The sequence below is a fragment of the Pseudomonas sp. EA_35y_Pfl2_R5 genome (assembly GCF_963970805.1).
Classification (GTDB): Bacteria; Pseudomonadota; Gammaproteobacteria; order Pseudomonadales; family Pseudomonadaceae; genus Aquipseudomonas.
The window spans coordinates 67799-82893 of record NZ_CAXAOW010000004.1 but is presented as its reverse complement, the minus strand read 5'-3'; the positions used below and the strand labels follow the sequence as shown (position 1 = coordinate 82893).

Here is a 15095-nt window from a genome sequence, read left to right as displayed (position 1 = left end):
GATTCAGATGTCACTTCAACCCAAAACATGGCTATTGGCCATAAATTAATGTCATTAATTTGACGTCATATTTTTTATGCCTCTCCCTAAAAAGATCACGCGCCAGAGCAGAGCGTAATAAGAGAAATGAGCAATAAGAGTGCGCTGAAAAACAACTACCCACGGCCCACCACAAGAGCAACCCTCGCCATCTGCATAGTGCCTCGTGGTAGTTGGTCATGATGGTTTATCGCTAATTTTCCTATACCATTGAACAGCAACGACGACACAACCCATGCAACTGGCGTGCCTCGCCGGAACTACCTCGAGTTAGGCCATTAATATGCACATCCTTATCACCGGCGGTGCCGGCTTTATCGGTTCGGCGCTAGTTCGTCATCTGCTGAGTAACACCGAACACCAAGTACTCAACCTCGATAAGCTGACCTATGCCGGCAATCTCGAGTCACTGGCCAGTGTTGCGGACCGTCCCAGCTATAGCTTTGTACAGGCGGATATTGGCGATTGCGCGACAGTCAGCCAGGTACTGGCCCAGTTTCAGCCGGACGCGATCATGCACCTTGCAGCTGAGTCGCATGTTGATCGCTCCATCGACGGCCCAGCGGCGTTTATCCAGACCAACATCGTTGGCACCTATGCGTTGCTCGAAGCCACGCGCAGCTACTGGTCGCAGCTTGATCCCGCACGCAAGGCAGCGTTTCGCTTTCACCATATTTCTACCGACGAGGTGTATGGCGATCTGCACGGCGTAGACGATCTGTTCACCGAATCCACGCCCTACGCACCCAGCTCACCCTACTCGGCGAGCAAGGCCGCGTCCGATCATCTAGTCCGCGCCTGGCAACGTACCTATGGCCTGCCGGTCCTGCTGACCAATTGTTCAAACAATTACGGCCCTTACCACTTCCCGGAAAAGCTGATTCCGCTGGTTATCCTCAATGCCCTGGATGGCAAGCCGCTACCGGTCTACGGCAACGGCCAGCAGGTGCGAGACTGGCTGTACGTTGAGGACCATGCCCGCGCGCTGTTGAAGGTGGTGACGGAGGGCAAGGTCGGTGAAACCTACAATATCGGCGGACACAACGAGCAGAAGAACCTGCATGTGGTGGAAAGCATCTGCGCGCTATTGGATGAGTTGGCTCCACGCCAAAGCGGCTCATATAAAGAGCAGATCAGCTTCGTCAGCGACCGCCCCGGCCATGACCTGCGCTATGCCATCGATGCCAGCAAGATCGAACGCGAGCTGGGCTGGAAACCCGAGGAAACCTTCGCCAGCGGCTTGCGCAAGACCGTGCTCTGGTACCTGGACAACCTCGACTGGTGCCGCCGCGTGCAGGATGGCAGCTACCAACGCGAACGCCTCGGCGCGCCCCAAGGAGCAGCACAATGAAAGGCATCATTCTCGCAGGCGGCTCCGGTAGCCGCCTGCACCCGATTACCCTGGGCGTATCCAAGCAGTTGCTGCCGATCTATGACAAGCCGATGATCTACTACCCGATCTCGGTGCTGATGCTTGCGGGTGTACGCGAGATTCTGATCATCTCCACCCCGCAGGACTTACCGAACTTTCGCAAGATGCTCGGCGATGGCAGCCAGTTTGGTCTGCGTTTCGAATACATCGAACAACCCTCACCCGACGGCCTGGCCCAGGCCTTTATTCTGGGCGAAGACTTTATTGGCACGGATTCGGTGTGCCTGATCCTCGGCGACAATATCTTCCATGGCCAGCACTTCACCGAGAAACTCCTGCGCGCCGCAGCCAAACCTGCGGGCGCTACCGTCTTCGGTTATTGGGTCAATGACCCGCAACGCTTTGGCGTGGTCGAATTCGACGCCCAGGGCAAGGCCATCTCCATCGAAGAGAAGCCCGCCGTACCGAAATCCAGCTACGCGGTAACCGGGCTGTATTTCTACGACAACGACGTGGTCGAGATCGCCAAGGCAGTTAAACCTTCGGCGCGCGGTGAGCTGGAAATCACCGACGTCAACAACGCTTACCTGCAACGCGGCGACCTGCGTGTAGAGCGTTTCGGTCGTGGCTTTGCCTGGCTCGACACCGGCACCCATGACAGCCTACTGGACGCCTCGCAATACGTGCAGACCATCGAACACCGCCAGGGCCTGAAAGTCGCCTGCCTGGAAGAAATCGCCTACCAGCAGGGCTGGATTGATCGCCAGCAGTTGCTGGTACAAGCCAAGGCTTTCGACAAAACCGGCTACGGCCAGTACCTGTTCAAATTGGCCGAGGAGTAAGCATGCAGGCAATTAGCACCGAGCTACCCGGCGTGATCATCCTCGAACCCAAAGTGTTCGGCGATCAGCGCGGTTTTTTCTTCGAGAGTTTCAATGCCCGCAACTTCGCCGAGGCCACCGGTCTGCAGCGTGAGTTCGTTCAGGACAACCATTCACGCTCGCAACGCGGCGTGTTGCGCGGTCTGCATTACCAGGTGCAGCAGGCGCAGGGCAAATTGGTGCGGGTCACCGCTGGTGCAGTGTATGACGTGGCCGTGGATCTACGCCGCAGCTCGCCCACCTTTGGCCGCTGGGTCGGCGTGCAGCTGTCCGCCGAGAACAACCGCCAGCTGTGGGTGCCGGAAGGCTTCGCCCATGGCTTTGTGGTGCTTAGCGAGTTCGCCGAATTTCTCTACAAAACCACTGACTACTACGCCCCCGAACATGAGCGCTGCATCCGCTGGGATGACCCTACACTGGGCATCGATTGGCCGTTGGACGGCGCGCCACAGCTATCCGCCAAGGATCAGGCCGGCCTCAGCTTCGTCGATGCGCAGGTTTTTCCATGAGGATTCTCCTGCTCGGCCAGTACGGCCAGGTCAGCCAGGAACTGCAGCGAGCTCTGCACGGCACAGGTGAATTGACGGTATTGGGCCGCGATCAGCTGGATCTGGCCCAGCCCGAACTGATTCGCCAACACGTGCAGCGTCTGCGCCCCGAGCTGATCATCAACGCCGCCGCGCACACTGCAGTCGATCAAGCCGAGAGCGAACCCGAGCTGGCCTTCGCGATCAACGCCACAGCGCCCGGCACCCTCGCCGAAGCCGCCGCCGACCTGGGCGCTGCGCTGATCCATTACTCCACCGACTATGTATTCGATGGCAGCTACACCGAGCCGTACCGCGAAAGCGATAGCACAAACCCACTGAGTATTTACGGTCGCAGCAAACTGGCAGGCGAGCAGGCGATTCAGGCGGTGGGCGGCATGCACCTGATTCTGCGGACCAGCTGGGTCTATTCGCAGCACGGCAAAAACTTTCTGCTGACCATGCAACGTCTGCTGCAGGAGCGCGAAAGCCTGTCCGTGGTGGACGACCAGATCGGCGCGCCGACCTGGGCCGGCACTATTGCACAGACCACAGCGCAGCTAATTGAGCAGTGGCGCAGCGGACAAGCCGGCCCGTGGGGCGTATATCACCTGACCGCACAGGGTGAAACCAGCTGGTGCGGTTTCGCCAGCGCGATTGCCGCGTACTTGCGCAGCCAGGGCAAAAGCGTCGCGACGCTGCAACCCATTCCTAGCAGCGACTACCCAACGCCAGCGCAGCGCCCGCTTAACTCACGCCTGAACTGCAACCGCCTGCAGCAAGACTGGCAAGTTCAGCTGCCGACTTGGCAGCAGGCACTATCCGACTGCCTAGCGACTCAGTCACTACACAACTAAGCCCTGAAACGCTGAATCTGCTGCTGCAATCCAGTGGCCAGTTGTGCCAGGTCGCGACTGGCAATCGAGCTCTGTTCGGCGCCGTTAACCACCTCGCCAATGCTGTCGTTGAGGCTGCTAATGTTCTGGCTGATCTCATTGGCTACCGCCGTTTGCTCCTCGGTGGCAGCGGATATCTGCACATTGCCATCGGCGATACCCTCAATGGCATGGGCAATATGATTAAGCACCTCACCCGCTTCACGGGCATGGCTGACGCTGTTTTGCGCCTGCTCGCGCGATAGTTGCATGGCGCTGACCGCGCTACGTGCACCGCCCTGCAGAGCATCGATCATGCTGCGAATCGACTCGGTGGCTTTCTGTGTATTGCTGGCCAGGCTGCGCACCTCATCGGCCACCACTGCAAAGCCGCGACCCGCTTCCCCAGCGCGCGCTGCCTCGATGGCGGCGTTCAGCGCCAACAAGTTGGTTTGCTCGGCAATACTTTGAATAACCCCGAGCACCTTACTGATCTCATCACTCTGGCTGTGCAGGGTATCAATGACCTCGCCGGCCTTTTCCACCGACGTCGACAGGCCCTGGATCGCTTTGAGGTTGGACTGCACCAGCTCGCTGCCCTGACGCGCCTCCTTGTTTGCGTCCGCCGCATTACTGGCGGTGGACTGCGCATTGCGCGCCACTTCCTGCACCGCCACGCTCATCTGGTGCACGGCGGTGGCAACCATGCTGGTCTGATCACCCTGGGCGGTGGCAGCCTGGCTGACCTGAGCACTGATTGCGCTCATTTCCTCGGATGCCGCCGCCAGTTGGGTGGCCGTGTCGGTCAGATGGCGTATCAACGCCTGCTGGTGCTCAAGCATGGTATTGAAGGCCCGTGCGGTATCGGACACCTCATCGCGGCCGCTGGCGTCGGCACGCAGGGTCAAATTGGAAGACTCCTGCACTTCACTGATCAGGCTGCGCAGCCCTGCCAGCGGACGAATGATCGACAGGCTGATCATTAACGCGGCCACCAGCACCAGTACCAGCGCCACCGCGCCAATCAGCACGAATGTGTTGCGGATCGACTGGTACTGCGCCGTCGTCTGGACGTTAAGCCGCTCGCCCTCACTCAGTTGCAAGCTGATCAAGCCTTCCAGCTCACCCCCCAGCGGATCGAAGGTGTCATACAGGGTGCGATTAAATGGGCCTGCCTCGGCTGCCAATAACTGGCCACTGCCTAGCTGCCCCAGGTACTGATCAGCCAATTGCTGCACCCGCAGCAGATGCGGCTTAGTACGCTCGACCCGGTTGCTTTCGTCTGTGGTCAGACGGGTGGCGATGTACTCGGCCCAGGCCTTGTCACCGCGGCTACGGGCATCGCTGAACGCCTTGCGCAACGCGGACTCATCGAATACCCCGGCACGGTATTTATGCAGCGCATCGACCATCGCCACCGCGTAGGCATCGGACACCACCTTGAGCTGGCTGATCGGCCGCATGCGGTCAGTAAACAATTCATCAAAGCTGTCATTGAGCTTGCTGGCGTTGGACAACGCCATACCGATCACCACAATCAGCACCAGCAGCGGCACCACCGCTAACAGCAGCAGCCTCGCTCTTACAGTCAATTGAGCCAACATGGAGTTCTCCAGGGACAAAAGCGCAGCCGTCCATGCAGGGCGCAACCGGGGCGGCATCACTACTCCAGGGAGACGCCGAACAATCTGAGTATTGACTCATATCGACGAGCTTGCCCACTTATTGCATAACCGCCACTCTGAACTGATAACCCTGCCCGAGTAAGCGCATGCCCACCCCGTCATCCCACCCTCGTCGCCCACGCTGGAGAAGCCTGGCAGTCCTTGTGCTACTGCTGGTGCCGCTGCTGTGGCCACTGCAACACCTGACAGAGCGCTATTACCGCGGCGTGCTGACCGAACAGAACCGGCAGACCCTCGATCTCTATGTGGCCAACCTGCTGGGCACCTTGCGCCGCTACGAAGTCCTGCCGCCCATTCTTGCGGACTTACCCGACGTGCGTAGCGCTCTGCAAACCCCTGATCAAGCGGCACAACGCACAGCGGCCAACCACCTGCTCAGCCAGATTCGCCAGCAAACCGGGGCCGATGTCATCTATCTGATGGCCGCAGACGGCACCACCCTGGCAGCCTCGAACTGGGCGCAGGAAGACTCTTTTGTAGGTCGCAACTTTTCCTACCGCCCCTACTTTCGCGAAGCCATGCAGGGCCGCCCCGGGCATTTCTTCGGGCTGGGCACCACCTCGGGTAAACGCGGCTACTTCTTCGCGGCGGCGATTCGCGACGGCGAGCAGATTCTCGGCGCCATGGTGGTCAAGGTCGACCTCGACCACACCGAAACCCTGTGGGGCAAGCGCCCCGAACAGTTGCTGGTTACCGATAACTACGGCGTGGTGATTCTCACCTCAAACGCCGAGTGGCGCTTTCACGCCACCCGTGAACTGGACAATGCCGAGCGGGCAGCCATTGCCGACACCCAGCCCTATCGCATCCAGTCGCCACCACCGCTGCAGCTCAACGCCGACGCCTGGTTACGCCAGGGGCAAAAGCTCGATGAAATTGGCTGGACGGTGAGCATCCTCACGCCACGCTCACAGCTCGACCAGCCGGTGCGTACCACCCTGGCAGTCGGCGGCAGCACCTTGCTGGCGCTGATCCTGTTGCTCGGCCTGCTGATGCAGCGCCGCCGTCACTACCTGGAACGTATCGCCCTCGACAGCCAGGCCCGCCAGCAGTTGGAGCAGCGCGTGCTGGAGCGCACCCTCGATCTGGAGCGCCTCAATAGCCGGCTGAAGCAGGAAGTGCTGGAGCGCGAACAGGCCCAGCAGGAGCTGGTCCAGGCCCAGGATGAACTGGTGCAGGCCAGCAAACTCTCGGCCCTGGGCACCATGAGCGCGAGCATCAGCCATGAACTCAACCAGCCGCTGGCCGCCATACGCAGCTACGCCGACAACGCTGGCGTGCTGCTCGATCACCAGCGCGGCGACGATGCCCGCGCCAACCTCAAGCTGATCAGTCAGCTCACCGAGCGCATGGCGTCGATCATCGCGCACCTGCGCGCCTTCGCGCGACGCGACCGTCACGCCCCGGAAAGCGTGGCCCTGCAGCCAGCCATCGACGATGCCCTGGCCCTGCTGGCCAAGCGCCGCCAGGCCATGCAGGTCGAGCTGATCCGCGACCTGCCGAACGCCACCCTGTGGGTACAAGCCGGGGAAACCCGCTTGCGCCAGGTACTCGGCAACCTGCTGGCCAACGCCCTCGATGCCTTGAGCGAAGTGCCGCAGCCACGCCGGCTTTGGTTAAGTGCCGAACTCACCGCCGCAGGCGTCGATCTACACCTGCGTGACAATGGCCCTGGCTTTAGCCAGGAGGCACTGCAACGCGCCCGCGAGCCCTTCTTCACCACCAAAACCAGCGCTCAGGGCCTAGGCCTAGGCCTGGCCATTTGCGATACCCTGATACGCACCCTGGACGGCGAACTGCTGTTGGCCAACCACCCCGACGGCGGTGCCCTGCTGACCCTGCGCCTGCGCGCCGCGGATCAAGGCATCAAAACCCAGTCGCCAGAGGACTTTGTTGTATGAGCATGATCGACTCCCGCACCCAGGTGCTGCTGATCGACGACGACCCGCACCTGCGCCAGGCACTGAGCCAGACCCTCGACCTGGCCGGGCTCAAGGTCAGCAGCCTGGCCGATGCCCATGGCGTTGCCGCGCGCATCGAGCGCGACTGGCCGGGGGTGGTGGTCAGTGACATCCGCATGCCCGGCATCGATGGCCTGCAACTGCTGCAACAACTGCAGGAACAGGACCCGGAACTGCCAGTGTTGCTGATTACCGGCCACGGCGATGTACCCCTGGCCGTGCAGGCCATGCGCGCCGGCGCCTATGACTTTCTCGAAAAACCTTTTGCCAGCGACGACCTGCTGGACAGCGTACGCCGCGCGCTGTCTCTGCGCCGCCTGGTGCTGGATAACCGCAGCCTGCGCATGGCCCTGGCGGATCGCCATACCCTGTCAGCACGTTTGGTCGGCCAGTCGCCAGCCATGCTGCGCCTGCGCGAACAGATCGGCGCCCTGGCCGGGATCAACAGCGACGTGCTGATCCTCGGTGAAACCGGTGCCGGCAAGGAAGTGGTGGCGCGCGCGCTGCACGACCTGTCCAGCCGCCGCGCCGGGCCGTTTGTGGCAATCAACGCCGGCGCCCTGGCCGAGTCGGTGGTGGAAAGCGAGCTGTTCGGCCATGAACAAGGTGCCTTTACCGGCGCGCAAAAGCGCCGCATCGGCAAATTCGAATTCGCCAATGGCGGCACGCTGTTTCTCGACGAAATCGAAAGCATGAGCCTGGAAGTTCAGGTCAAGCTACTGCGCCTGCTACAGGAGCGGGTGGTCGAACGCCTCGGCGGCAACCAGTTGATTCCCCTGGATATCCGGGTGATCGCAGCGACCAAGGAAGACCTGCGCCAAGCCGCCGATCAGGGCCGCTTCCGCGCCGACCTGTATTACCGCCTGAACGTTGCACCGCTGCGCATCCCGGCCCTGCGTGAGCGCGGCGAAGATGCCCTGCTGCTGTTCCAGCACTTTGCCGAAGCCGCCAGCAGTCGCCATGGCCTGGCCGAACGCAGCTTGCAACCAGGCCAACGCGCGGCGCTGCTGCGCCACCCCTGGCCGGGCAATGTGCGTGAACTGCAGAACGCCGCGGAACGCTTCGCCCTAGGCCTTGAACTGGACCTCGACCTGCAAACCCAGACCGCAGCGCCCATGCCCGATGAAGACGCTAACAGTGGCGGCTTGAATGCCCAGGTTGAAGCCTTCGAGCGCAGCCTGATCAGTGCCGAACTGAGCCGCTCGCACAGCTCATTGCGCAGCCTGGCCGAAGCCCTGGGCGTGCCACGCAAAACCCTGCACGACAAACTGCGCAAACACGGTCTGAGCTTCGCCGACGCTGGCGGAAGCTCGCCAGACAACCTCGACTAGCCGGCGGATTTCCGCCAAAAGCCACGTAGCCGGCCTGCCCAGCGCCGCGCGAAATCTTCTGCAACAACCCGCCAGGCCTTGTCGCTGCTGCATTTCACAACGTTCGCAGTGGCCACTTCAGCGCCTGGCATGACGGTTGCTCTAGCCTCTTGTAGGCGACTCACAGACGCACAGCTCTAGGCAATCGCGGCCAACGCCCGTCATTTTCTGACAGGCCGCCTAGACTTGAGCCTGTTCGCCCGACTTGTAGCGCTGCGGCGCATCACGCTATACAAAAACAAGAGGAAAGACTCCATGTTCAAACTGACTGCCAAGGCGCTCGCATGCGCCCTGTCGCTGAGCATCGCCGGTATGGCCCAAGCTGCCGACCCGATCGTGATCAAGTTCTCCCACGTGGTCGCCGACCACACCCCTAAAGGCCAGGGTGCCGCGCTGTTCAAGAAGCTCGCCGAAGAGCGTCTGGGCGACAAGGTCAAGGTCGAGGTTTACCCGAACTCCTCGCTGTTCGGTGACGGCAAGGAAATGGAAGCGCTGTTGCTCGGTGACGTGCAGCTGATCGCCCCATCGCTGGCCAAATTCGAGCAGTACACCAAGCAGATCCAGGTATTCGACCTGCCGTTCCTGTTCCAGGACATGGCAGCCGTCGACCGCTTCCAGCAGAGCCCGGAAGGTCAGGCACTGCTGAAATCCATGGAAGAGAAAAACATCACCGGCCTGGGCTACTGGCACAACGGCCTCAAGCAGCTGTCCGCCAACAAGGCGCTGCGTGAGCCGAAAGATGCCCGGGGCCTGAAGTTCCGCGTACAGGCTTCTGCCGTACTGGAAGAGCAGTTCAAGGCCGTTAAAGCCAACCCGCGCAAAATGAGCTTCGCCGAGGTTTACCAGGGCCTGCAGACTGGCGTGGTAAACGGTGCCGAGAACCCCTACTCGAACATCTACAGCCAGAAGATGCATGAAGTGCAGAAGTTCATCACCGAATCCAACCACGGTGTGCTGGACTACATGCTGATCACCAACACCAAGTTCTGGAACAGCCTGCCGGATGACGTACGCAGCGAGCTGGACAAGATCATTGTGGAAGTGACCGCTGAAGTGAACAAGCAGGCTGGCGCGCTGAACGATGGCGACAAGCAGCGCATCCTCGACGCGAAAACCACCGAAATCATTACCCTGACCCCTGAGCAGCGTAATGCATGGCGCGATGCCATGAAGCCGGTGTGGGGCAAGTTCGAAGCTGAAATCGGTGCTGACCTGATCAAGGCTGCCGACGCAGCCAACCAGTAAGGCGGAGCAGGCTGAGGCCTGCGCCAAACCACAGCGCAGCCTTGCTGCTGCGCGATTGGCCGAATACCCAGGCAACCTCCTCACGGCTGCCTGGGTACGCCGCCCTTAACCACTGGAGACTCTATCGATGAACGCCTTGCGGCGCGTCTGGGACCACTTCGAGGAAGGCTTTATCGCGTTCCTGCTGGCCGCCATGACGCTGGTGACCTTCGTCTACGTGATCCTCAATAACCTCTACACACTGTTCTATAACCTGGCAGATCGCTGGGAAGGCAGCAGTGAGTTTTTCTTCGCCATTGGCGACAGCATTCTCGGCATGGCCCAGTCGATGACCTGGAGCATTGCCCTGACCAAGGCGTTATTCGCCTGGTTGATTTTCTTCGGCCTGGCCTACGGTGTGCGCACCGCCGGGCATATCGGCGTCGATGCGCTGGTAAAACTGGCCAGCAAACCCGTACAGCGGGTTATCGGCCTGATCGCCTGCCTGGCCTGCCTGGGCTACGCCGGGCTGATCACTGTGGCCAGCTTCGACTGGGTGAAAACCCTGTTCACCGCGGGCATCGGTGCTGAAGACCTCGGTCACTACGGCATCATGCAATGGCATATCACCCTGATCGTGCCATTCGGCTATGCCATGGTTTTTATCCGTTTCTTTGAAATTTTCGTGCGCATCCTGCGTAACCAGCAGACCGGTCTCGGCCTGGCCGATGAAGCGGCCGAAGCGATGAAGTTGACCGAGCATGAGGAGCACAAGCAATGACCATTCTGTTCCTCTTCCTGCTGCTGTTTCTGCTGATGTTTATCGGCGTGCCGATTGCCGCGTCCCTGGGTCTGGCCGGCTCGGTGACTATCATGCTGTTCAGCCCGGACTCGGTGCGTTCGCTGGCGATCAAGCTGTTTGAAACCTCCGAGCATTACACCCTGCTGGCGATTCCGTTCTTCCTGCTGTCCGGTGCATTTATGACCACCGGCGGCGTGGCCCAGCGCCTGATCGATTTCGCCAACGCCTGCGTCGGCCATATCCGTGGCGGCCTGGCGATCTCGGCGGTGATGGCCTGCATGCTGTTCGCCGCGCTGTCTGGCTCATCCCCCGCGACTGTGGCTGCGGTGGGCTCGATTGCCATCGCGGGCATGGTGCGCTCCGGTTATCCGCAGGCGTTCGGCGCCGGCATCGTGTGTAATGCCGGCACCCTGGGCATCCTGATTCCACCGTCGATCGTCATGGTGGTGTATGCCGCCGCGACCGAGCAATCGGTGGGCAAGCTGTTTATGGCCGGTGTCGTACCAGGCCTGCTGCTGGGCGTGGCATTGATGGTGGCGATCTATATCGTCGCGCGGAAGATGAACCTGCCGGCCATGCCACGCGCCAGCCTGCGTCAGCTGCTGAGCACTGCACGCAAGGCGATCTGGGGCCTGCTGTTGATGGTGATCATCCTCGGCGGCATCTACTCGGGTATGTTCACGCCGACCGAAGCGGCCGCTGTGGCGGCGGTCTACGCCGGCTTCGTGGCGCTGTTCGTGTACAAGGACATGACCATCCGCGAGTGCCCCAAGGTGCTGCTGGAGTCTGGCAAGCTGACCATCATGCTGATGTTCATCATCGCCAACGCCATGCTCTTCGCCCACGTGCTGACCACCGAGCAGATCCCGCAGACCATCACCGCCTGGGTGATCGAGATGGGCTTGCAGCCGTGGCAGTTCTTGCTGGTGGTGAACATCGTGTTGCTGGTGGCGGGCGCCTTTATGGAGCCGTCGGCGATCATCCTGATCCTCGCGCCAATCCTCTTTCCGATTGCCGTACAGCTGGGCATCGATCCGATCCACTTGGGCATCATCATGGTGGTGAACATGGAAATCGGCCTGATCACACCACCCGTGGGGCTCAACCTGTTCGTCACCTCAGCGGTGACCGGCATGCCACTGACATCGGTGATCAAAGCCGCCTGGCCGTGGCTGATGCTGCTGCTCAGCTTCTTGATGATCATCACCTACGTGCCTGCCGTCTCCATGGCATTGCCGAACTGGCTGGGTATGACCTGACAGCAACTCCGTGTGTACTTCCCTACACACCTTCAGCCCGGCCTTGGTGCCGGGCTTTTTTTGCCTGTAGCGTTTGTAGGGTGGATCGGCCGCGCAGGTTAGCTGCGTACCGCCATTGCCAGGTATCAAACCACTCGAAACGCGGCGTAACCCACCATCGGCGTAACACACGTCACCCAGCTAGATAATTAAACCCGCGCCAACTCCGGCAAATCACCCGACAAGCCCAGCGCCTGGCGCACAAACAGCGCCTTGGCTTCCGGCAGATCGTCTACCCAGTTCAGGCCACTGTTGCGCAGCCAGCGCACGGGCAGTGGATCGGCCTGGAACAGCCGCTCGAAGCCTTCCATCGCCGCCATCATCGCCAGGTTGTGCGGCATGCGCCGACGCTCGTAACGGCTCAGCACCTTCACATCACCCAAACGTTCGCCACGCTGCGCCGCGTGTAGCAGCACCTCCGCCAGCACCGCAACATCGAGAAAGCCCAGATTGACGCCCTGCCCGGCCAACGGGTGGATGCTGTGCGCGGCATCGCCGATCAGTGCCAGACCGTCTTCGACATAACGCTTGGCGTGGCGTTGACGCAGTGGAATGCAGACCCGCGGATCGGCCTGGAGGATATCGCCCAGGCGATGCTCGAAGGCAAAACCCAGCGCCCGACGGAAACCTGCATCATCCAGCGCCATCAATCGCTCGGCTTCAGTTGGCGTAACCGACCAGACAATCGAACACCAGTGCTCGCCCGCCGGGCCTGCCAACGGCAGAAAAGCCAGCGGGCCGTCATCGGTAAAGCGCTGCCAGGCAGTGGCCTGGTGGGCCTTGCTGCAACGCACGCTGGTGACGATGGCATGGTGCAGATAATCCCATTCACGGGTGGCGCAACCAGCCAGGCGCCGCACCGCCGAGTTGGCACCGTCGGCGGCAATCAGCAGCGGCGCACGCAGCTCGCGGCCATCACTCAGGCTCAGCAACCAGCCATCGCCGGAACGGCGCAGCTGCTCCAGACGGGCACCCGGCAACAAGCCAATCTGGCTGTCGTGCAGACACTCAAGCAGAGCATCCTGCACAACGCGGTTCTCGACGATATGGCCGAGCGATTCGGCATGCACACTGGCCGCGCTGAAATGGATCTGTCCGGTGCCGGAGCCATCCCACACCTGCATCTCGGCATAGGGGCAGGCGCGCCGCGCGACGATGCCATCCCACACACCGAGACGGTCGAGGATGCGCTGGCTGGCCGCTGACAACGCACTCACTCGCGGTTCGAAAGCCGAAGCGGCGTCAAAGGGTTTGACACTCAGTGGGCTGCCATCCAACAGGATAATATCCAGACCCTGATCTTGCAGTGCCAACGCCAGAGCGCTGCCGACCATGCCAGCACCCACGATGATCAGATCCGCTTGCATCACATATTCCTTGTTCAGGCTGCCTGCCGAGCGCGCGGTTTGAGTCGCACGTAAAGAGTTTTGTGTACCCGCGCCACCAGGGTGCCGCTGCCATCGCGTACTTCCACATACAGCTCGGGCAGGTATTTGTCACCTTCAGCGGTCTTCGCACGGATATCCGCCAGCAAGGCGTCATCGATACGGAAGTCGGCATACACCGGCCCCTTGCCCGGCGTGACAAAGTCGATGCTGGCAGCTTTGTCCCAGACGATGTAGTCGTCGCCCAATAAGGGCATCAACAACAGCATGTAAAACGGATCGACCATGCTGTACAACGAGCCGCCAAACTGAGTGCCGACGAAGTTACGGTTGTACCAGCGCAGCGCCATGCGCACCCGCGCCTCGCGGCAATCGGGGGAAATACGCTGCACCTTGATCCCCGCTCCGAGATACGGCGGGTAGAGATTCAGGCCCAGACGCAGCAGGCGGGCACGGCGCGCCAGTTTACGATCGCTCATCAAACAACCTCATAACGTACGGGTGCCCAGGCCCATGGCCTGGCGAGCGAACCAGCGTTTCGCCGGAGGTAGCAGATCCAGGCCCAACAGGCCGAGATTGCGCCCGGCGGCCAGCAGCGGCTGGCCGGTGCTGAACAAGCGAGTGACCTGGTCGGAAAAACCTACGGTGAGTTGCTGGTCCATCTGCTGATTGCTCAGGTAGCGCTGCAGGGTGGCCAGATCACCCAAGGGCGCGTTACTGGCCAGCAGGGTTTCCGCCAACACCAGGGTGTCACGCAGCGACAGGTTATAGCCCTGACCGGCAATCGGATGCAGGCTGTGCGCGGCATTGCCGAGCACCACCAGATGCTGACGCACCTGCTCCTGAGCGGCACTCAGGGCCAGCGGGTAGAGGTGACGCGTGCCGACCTGACGCAGGCTGCCCAGGCGATAACCGAAGGCCTGCTGCAACTCGGCGAGAAAGGCCGCATCGTCCAGCGTCGACAAGCGCTCGGCTTCAAGAGTGGCCCGGGTCCAGACCAGGGCACAGCGATTATCCGCCAACGGCAACAGGGCCATCGGCCCCTCTTCGGTAAAGCGCTCAAAGGCCAGGCCGTTATGCGCATCCGTAGGGCTGAGGTTGGCGATCAGTGCGCTCTGTCCATACGGCGTGTTGCTGACCGCTATGCCCAGTTGCTCACGCAGCCCAGAGCGGCCGCCCTCGGCGAGAATCGCCAGGTTGCATTCAAGCTCGCTGCCATCATCCAGGGTCAGACTGTAACCATCGGCCAACGCCTGCATACGGGTGACCTGGGCCGGGCTGCGCCAGTTCACCACCTGCTGATCCAGCGCCTGCCACAGGCATTCACCAAGCCAGGCGTTTTCCACCACATAGCCCAGTGCCGGCACGCCTTCTTCTTCGGCGCTCAAGCGGGCCGCGGCGAAACGGCCACGGTCAGAAACATGAATCTGCTTGATCGGTTCGGCACGCTGACTGATCTGCTGCCACAGGCCGAGCCGCTGGTAGATCTGCTGCGAACCAAACGACAAGGCAGTCGAGCGTGCGTCATAGCTGGGCTGATAACCGTTACCTGGCGTGAACGGCTCGATCAGGCAAATGCGCCAGCCACGCTGTTTGGCTTCGCCCTGCAAGGCCACGGCCAGGCTGGCGCCGACCAGGCCGCCACCGATAATCGCAATGTCGACGCGTGACATGCT

Annotated in this window: 13 protein-coding genes; 9 read left to right on the top strand and 4 right to left on the bottom strand. The window is 61.3% G+C overall.

The window, feature by feature from the left end; genetic code table 11:
* Nucleotides 1–322 precede the first annotated feature (322 nt).
* Genes rfbB through rfbD form a run of 4 tightly spaced genes read left to right on the top strand, consistent with a single transcriptional unit; the run spans nucleotide 323 to nucleotide 3676 of the window.
* Nucleotides 323–1390, top strand: coding sequence for a dTDP-glucose 4,6-dehydratase (rfbB, locus tag AACX99_RS10415; RefSeq protein ID WP_339411608.1), 1068 nt, complete (start codon nucleotides 323–325; stop codon nucleotides 1388–1390).
* The gene (gene rfbA, locus AACX99_RS10410) at nucleotides 1387–2253 is read left to right on the top strand and encodes a glucose-1-phosphate thymidylyltransferase RfbA (protein WP_339411606.1); all 867 of its coding nucleotides are present in this window, start codon (nucleotides 1387–1389) and stop codon (nucleotides 2251–2253) included. The genes rfbB and rfbA overlap by 4 nt, the downstream gene beginning before the upstream one ends.
* Nucleotides 2254–2255: 2 nt before the next feature.
* Nucleotides 2256–2801, top strand: coding sequence for a dTDP-4-dehydrorhamnose 3,5-epimerase (gene rfbC / locus AACX99_RS10405; protein WP_339411604.1), 546 nt, complete (start codon nucleotides 2256–2258; stop codon nucleotides 2799–2801).
* Nucleotides 2798–3676 carry a dTDP-4-dehydrorhamnose reductase gene (gene rfbD, locus AACX99_RS10400; protein ID WP_339411603.1) on the top strand — a complete coding sequence of 293 codons (879 nt, stop codon included), beginning with the start codon at nucleotides 2798–2800 and terminating at the stop codon, nucleotides 3674–3676. The genes rfbC and rfbD overlap by 4 nt, the downstream gene beginning before the upstream one ends.
* Here the strand turns inward: rfbD and AACX99_RS10395 are convergent.
* The gene (locus AACX99_RS10395) at nucleotides 3673–5298 is read right to left on the bottom strand and encodes a methyl-accepting chemotaxis protein (RefSeq protein WP_339411602.1); all 1626 of its coding nucleotides are present in this window, start codon (nucleotides 5296–5298) and stop codon (nucleotides 3673–3675) included. The genes rfbD and AACX99_RS10395 overlap by 4 nt on opposite strands.
* 167 nt (nucleotides 5299–5465) lie before the next feature.
* Between AACX99_RS10395 and AACX99_RS10390 the strand changes: the two genes are divergently transcribed.
* From AACX99_RS10390 to dctM, 5 genes are all read left to right on the top strand, one after another.
* Nucleotides 5466–7280: a sensor histidine kinase gene (locus tag AACX99_RS10390; protein WP_339411601.1), complete on the top strand. Its 1815-nt coding sequence runs from the start codon at nucleotides 5466–5468 to the stop codon at nucleotides 7278–7280.
* Nucleotides 7277–8671: a sigma-54-dependent transcriptional regulator gene (locus AACX99_RS10385; RefSeq protein ID WP_339411600.1), complete on the top strand. Its 1395-nt coding sequence runs from the start codon at nucleotides 7277–7279 to the stop codon at nucleotides 8669–8671. Before AACX99_RS10390 ends, AACX99_RS10385 begins: the two co-directional genes overlap by 4 nt.
* 294 nt (nucleotides 8672–8965) lie before the next feature.
* Nucleotides 8966–9955: a C4-dicarboxylate TRAP substrate-binding protein DctP gene (dctP, locus tag AACX99_RS10380; protein ID WP_339411598.1), complete on the top strand. Its 990-nt coding sequence runs from the start codon at nucleotides 8966–8968 to the stop codon at nucleotides 9953–9955.
* Nucleotides 9956–10082: 127 nt separating this feature from the next.
* Complete coding sequence (locus tag AACX99_RS10375) at nucleotides 10083–10715, top strand: TRAP transporter small permease (RefSeq protein ID WP_339411596.1); 633 nt, start codon at nucleotides 10083–10085, stop codon at nucleotides 10713–10715.
* Entirely contained in the window at nucleotides 10712–11995 is a 1284-nt protein-coding gene (gene dctM, locus AACX99_RS10370) for a C4-dicarboxylate TRAP transporter large permease protein DctM (protein WP_339411594.1), read from the top strand. The genes AACX99_RS10375 and dctM overlap by 4 nt, the downstream gene beginning before the upstream one ends.
* 188 nt (nucleotides 11996–12183) lie before the next feature.
* Here the strand turns inward: dctM and AACX99_RS10365 are convergent, their stop codons facing one another.
* Genes AACX99_RS10365 through ubiH form a run of 3 tightly spaced genes read right to left on the bottom strand, consistent with a single transcriptional unit; the run spans nucleotide 12184 to nucleotide 15092 of the window.
* Entirely contained in the window at nucleotides 12184–13401 is a 1218-nt protein-coding gene (locus AACX99_RS10365) for a 2-octaprenyl-3-methyl-6-methoxy-1,4-benzoquinol hydroxylase (RefSeq protein WP_339411592.1), read from the bottom strand.
* 14 nt (nucleotides 13402–13415) lie between these two features.
* A complete protein-coding gene (locus tag AACX99_RS10360) occupies nucleotides 13416–13898 on the bottom strand; it encodes a DUF4442 domain-containing protein (RefSeq protein WP_339411590.1) in 483 nt (160 codons plus the stop codon).
* A 9-nt stretch (nucleotides 13899–13907) separates the two neighbouring features.
* Entirely contained in the window at nucleotides 13908–15092 is a 1185-nt protein-coding gene (ubiH, locus tag AACX99_RS10355) for a 2-octaprenyl-6-methoxyphenyl hydroxylase (RefSeq protein ID WP_339411588.1), read from the bottom strand.
* Nucleotides 15093–15095 lie beyond the last annotated feature (3 nt).

Bases quoted from the DNA above. Each gene is read 5' to 3' on its own strand.
- rfbB (WP_339411608.1), top strand. From the start codon at position 323: ATGCACATCCTTATCACCGGCGGTGCCGGCTTTATCGGTTCGGCGCTA.
- rfbA (WP_339411606.1), top strand. From the start codon at position 1,387: ATGAAAGGCATCATTCTCGCAGGCGGCTCCGGTAGCCGCCTGCACCCG.
- rfbC (WP_339411604.1), top strand. From the start codon at position 2,256: ATGCAGGCAATTAGCACCGAGCTACCCGGCGTGATCATCCTCGAACCC.
- rfbD (WP_339411603.1), top strand. From the start codon at position 2,798: ATGAGGATTCTCCTGCTCGGCCAGTACGGCCAGGTCAGCCAGGAACTG.
- AACX99_RS10395 (WP_339411602.1), bottom strand. From the start codon at position 5,298: ATGTTGGCTCAATTGACTGTAAGAGCGAGGCTGCTGCTGTTAGCGGTG.
- AACX99_RS10390 (WP_339411601.1), top strand. From the start codon at position 5,466: ATGCCCACCCCGTCATCCCACCCTCGTCGCCCACGCTGGAGAAGCCTG.
- AACX99_RS10385 (WP_339411600.1), top strand. From the start codon at position 7,277: ATGAGCATGATCGACTCCCGCACCCAGGTGCTGCTGATCGACGACGAC.
- dctP (WP_339411598.1), top strand. From the start codon at position 8,966: ATGTTCAAACTGACTGCCAAGGCGCTCGCATGCGCCCTGTCGCTGAGC.
- AACX99_RS10375 (WP_339411596.1), top strand. From the start codon at position 10,083: ATGAACGCCTTGCGGCGCGTCTGGGACCACTTCGAGGAAGGCTTTATC.
- dctM (WP_339411594.1), top strand. From the start codon at position 10,712: ATGACCATTCTGTTCCTCTTCCTGCTGCTGTTTCTGCTGATGTTTATC.
- AACX99_RS10365 (WP_339411592.1), bottom strand. From the start codon at position 13,401: ATGCAAGCGGATCTGATCATCGTGGGTGCTGGCATGGTCGGCAGCGCT.
- AACX99_RS10360 (WP_339411590.1), bottom strand. From the start codon at position 13,898: ATGAGCGATCGTAAACTGGCGCGCCGTGCCCGCCTGCTGCGTCTGGGC.
- ubiH (WP_339411588.1), bottom strand. From the start codon at position 15,092: ATGTCACGCGTCGACATTGCGATTATCGGTGGCGGCCTGGTCGGCGCC.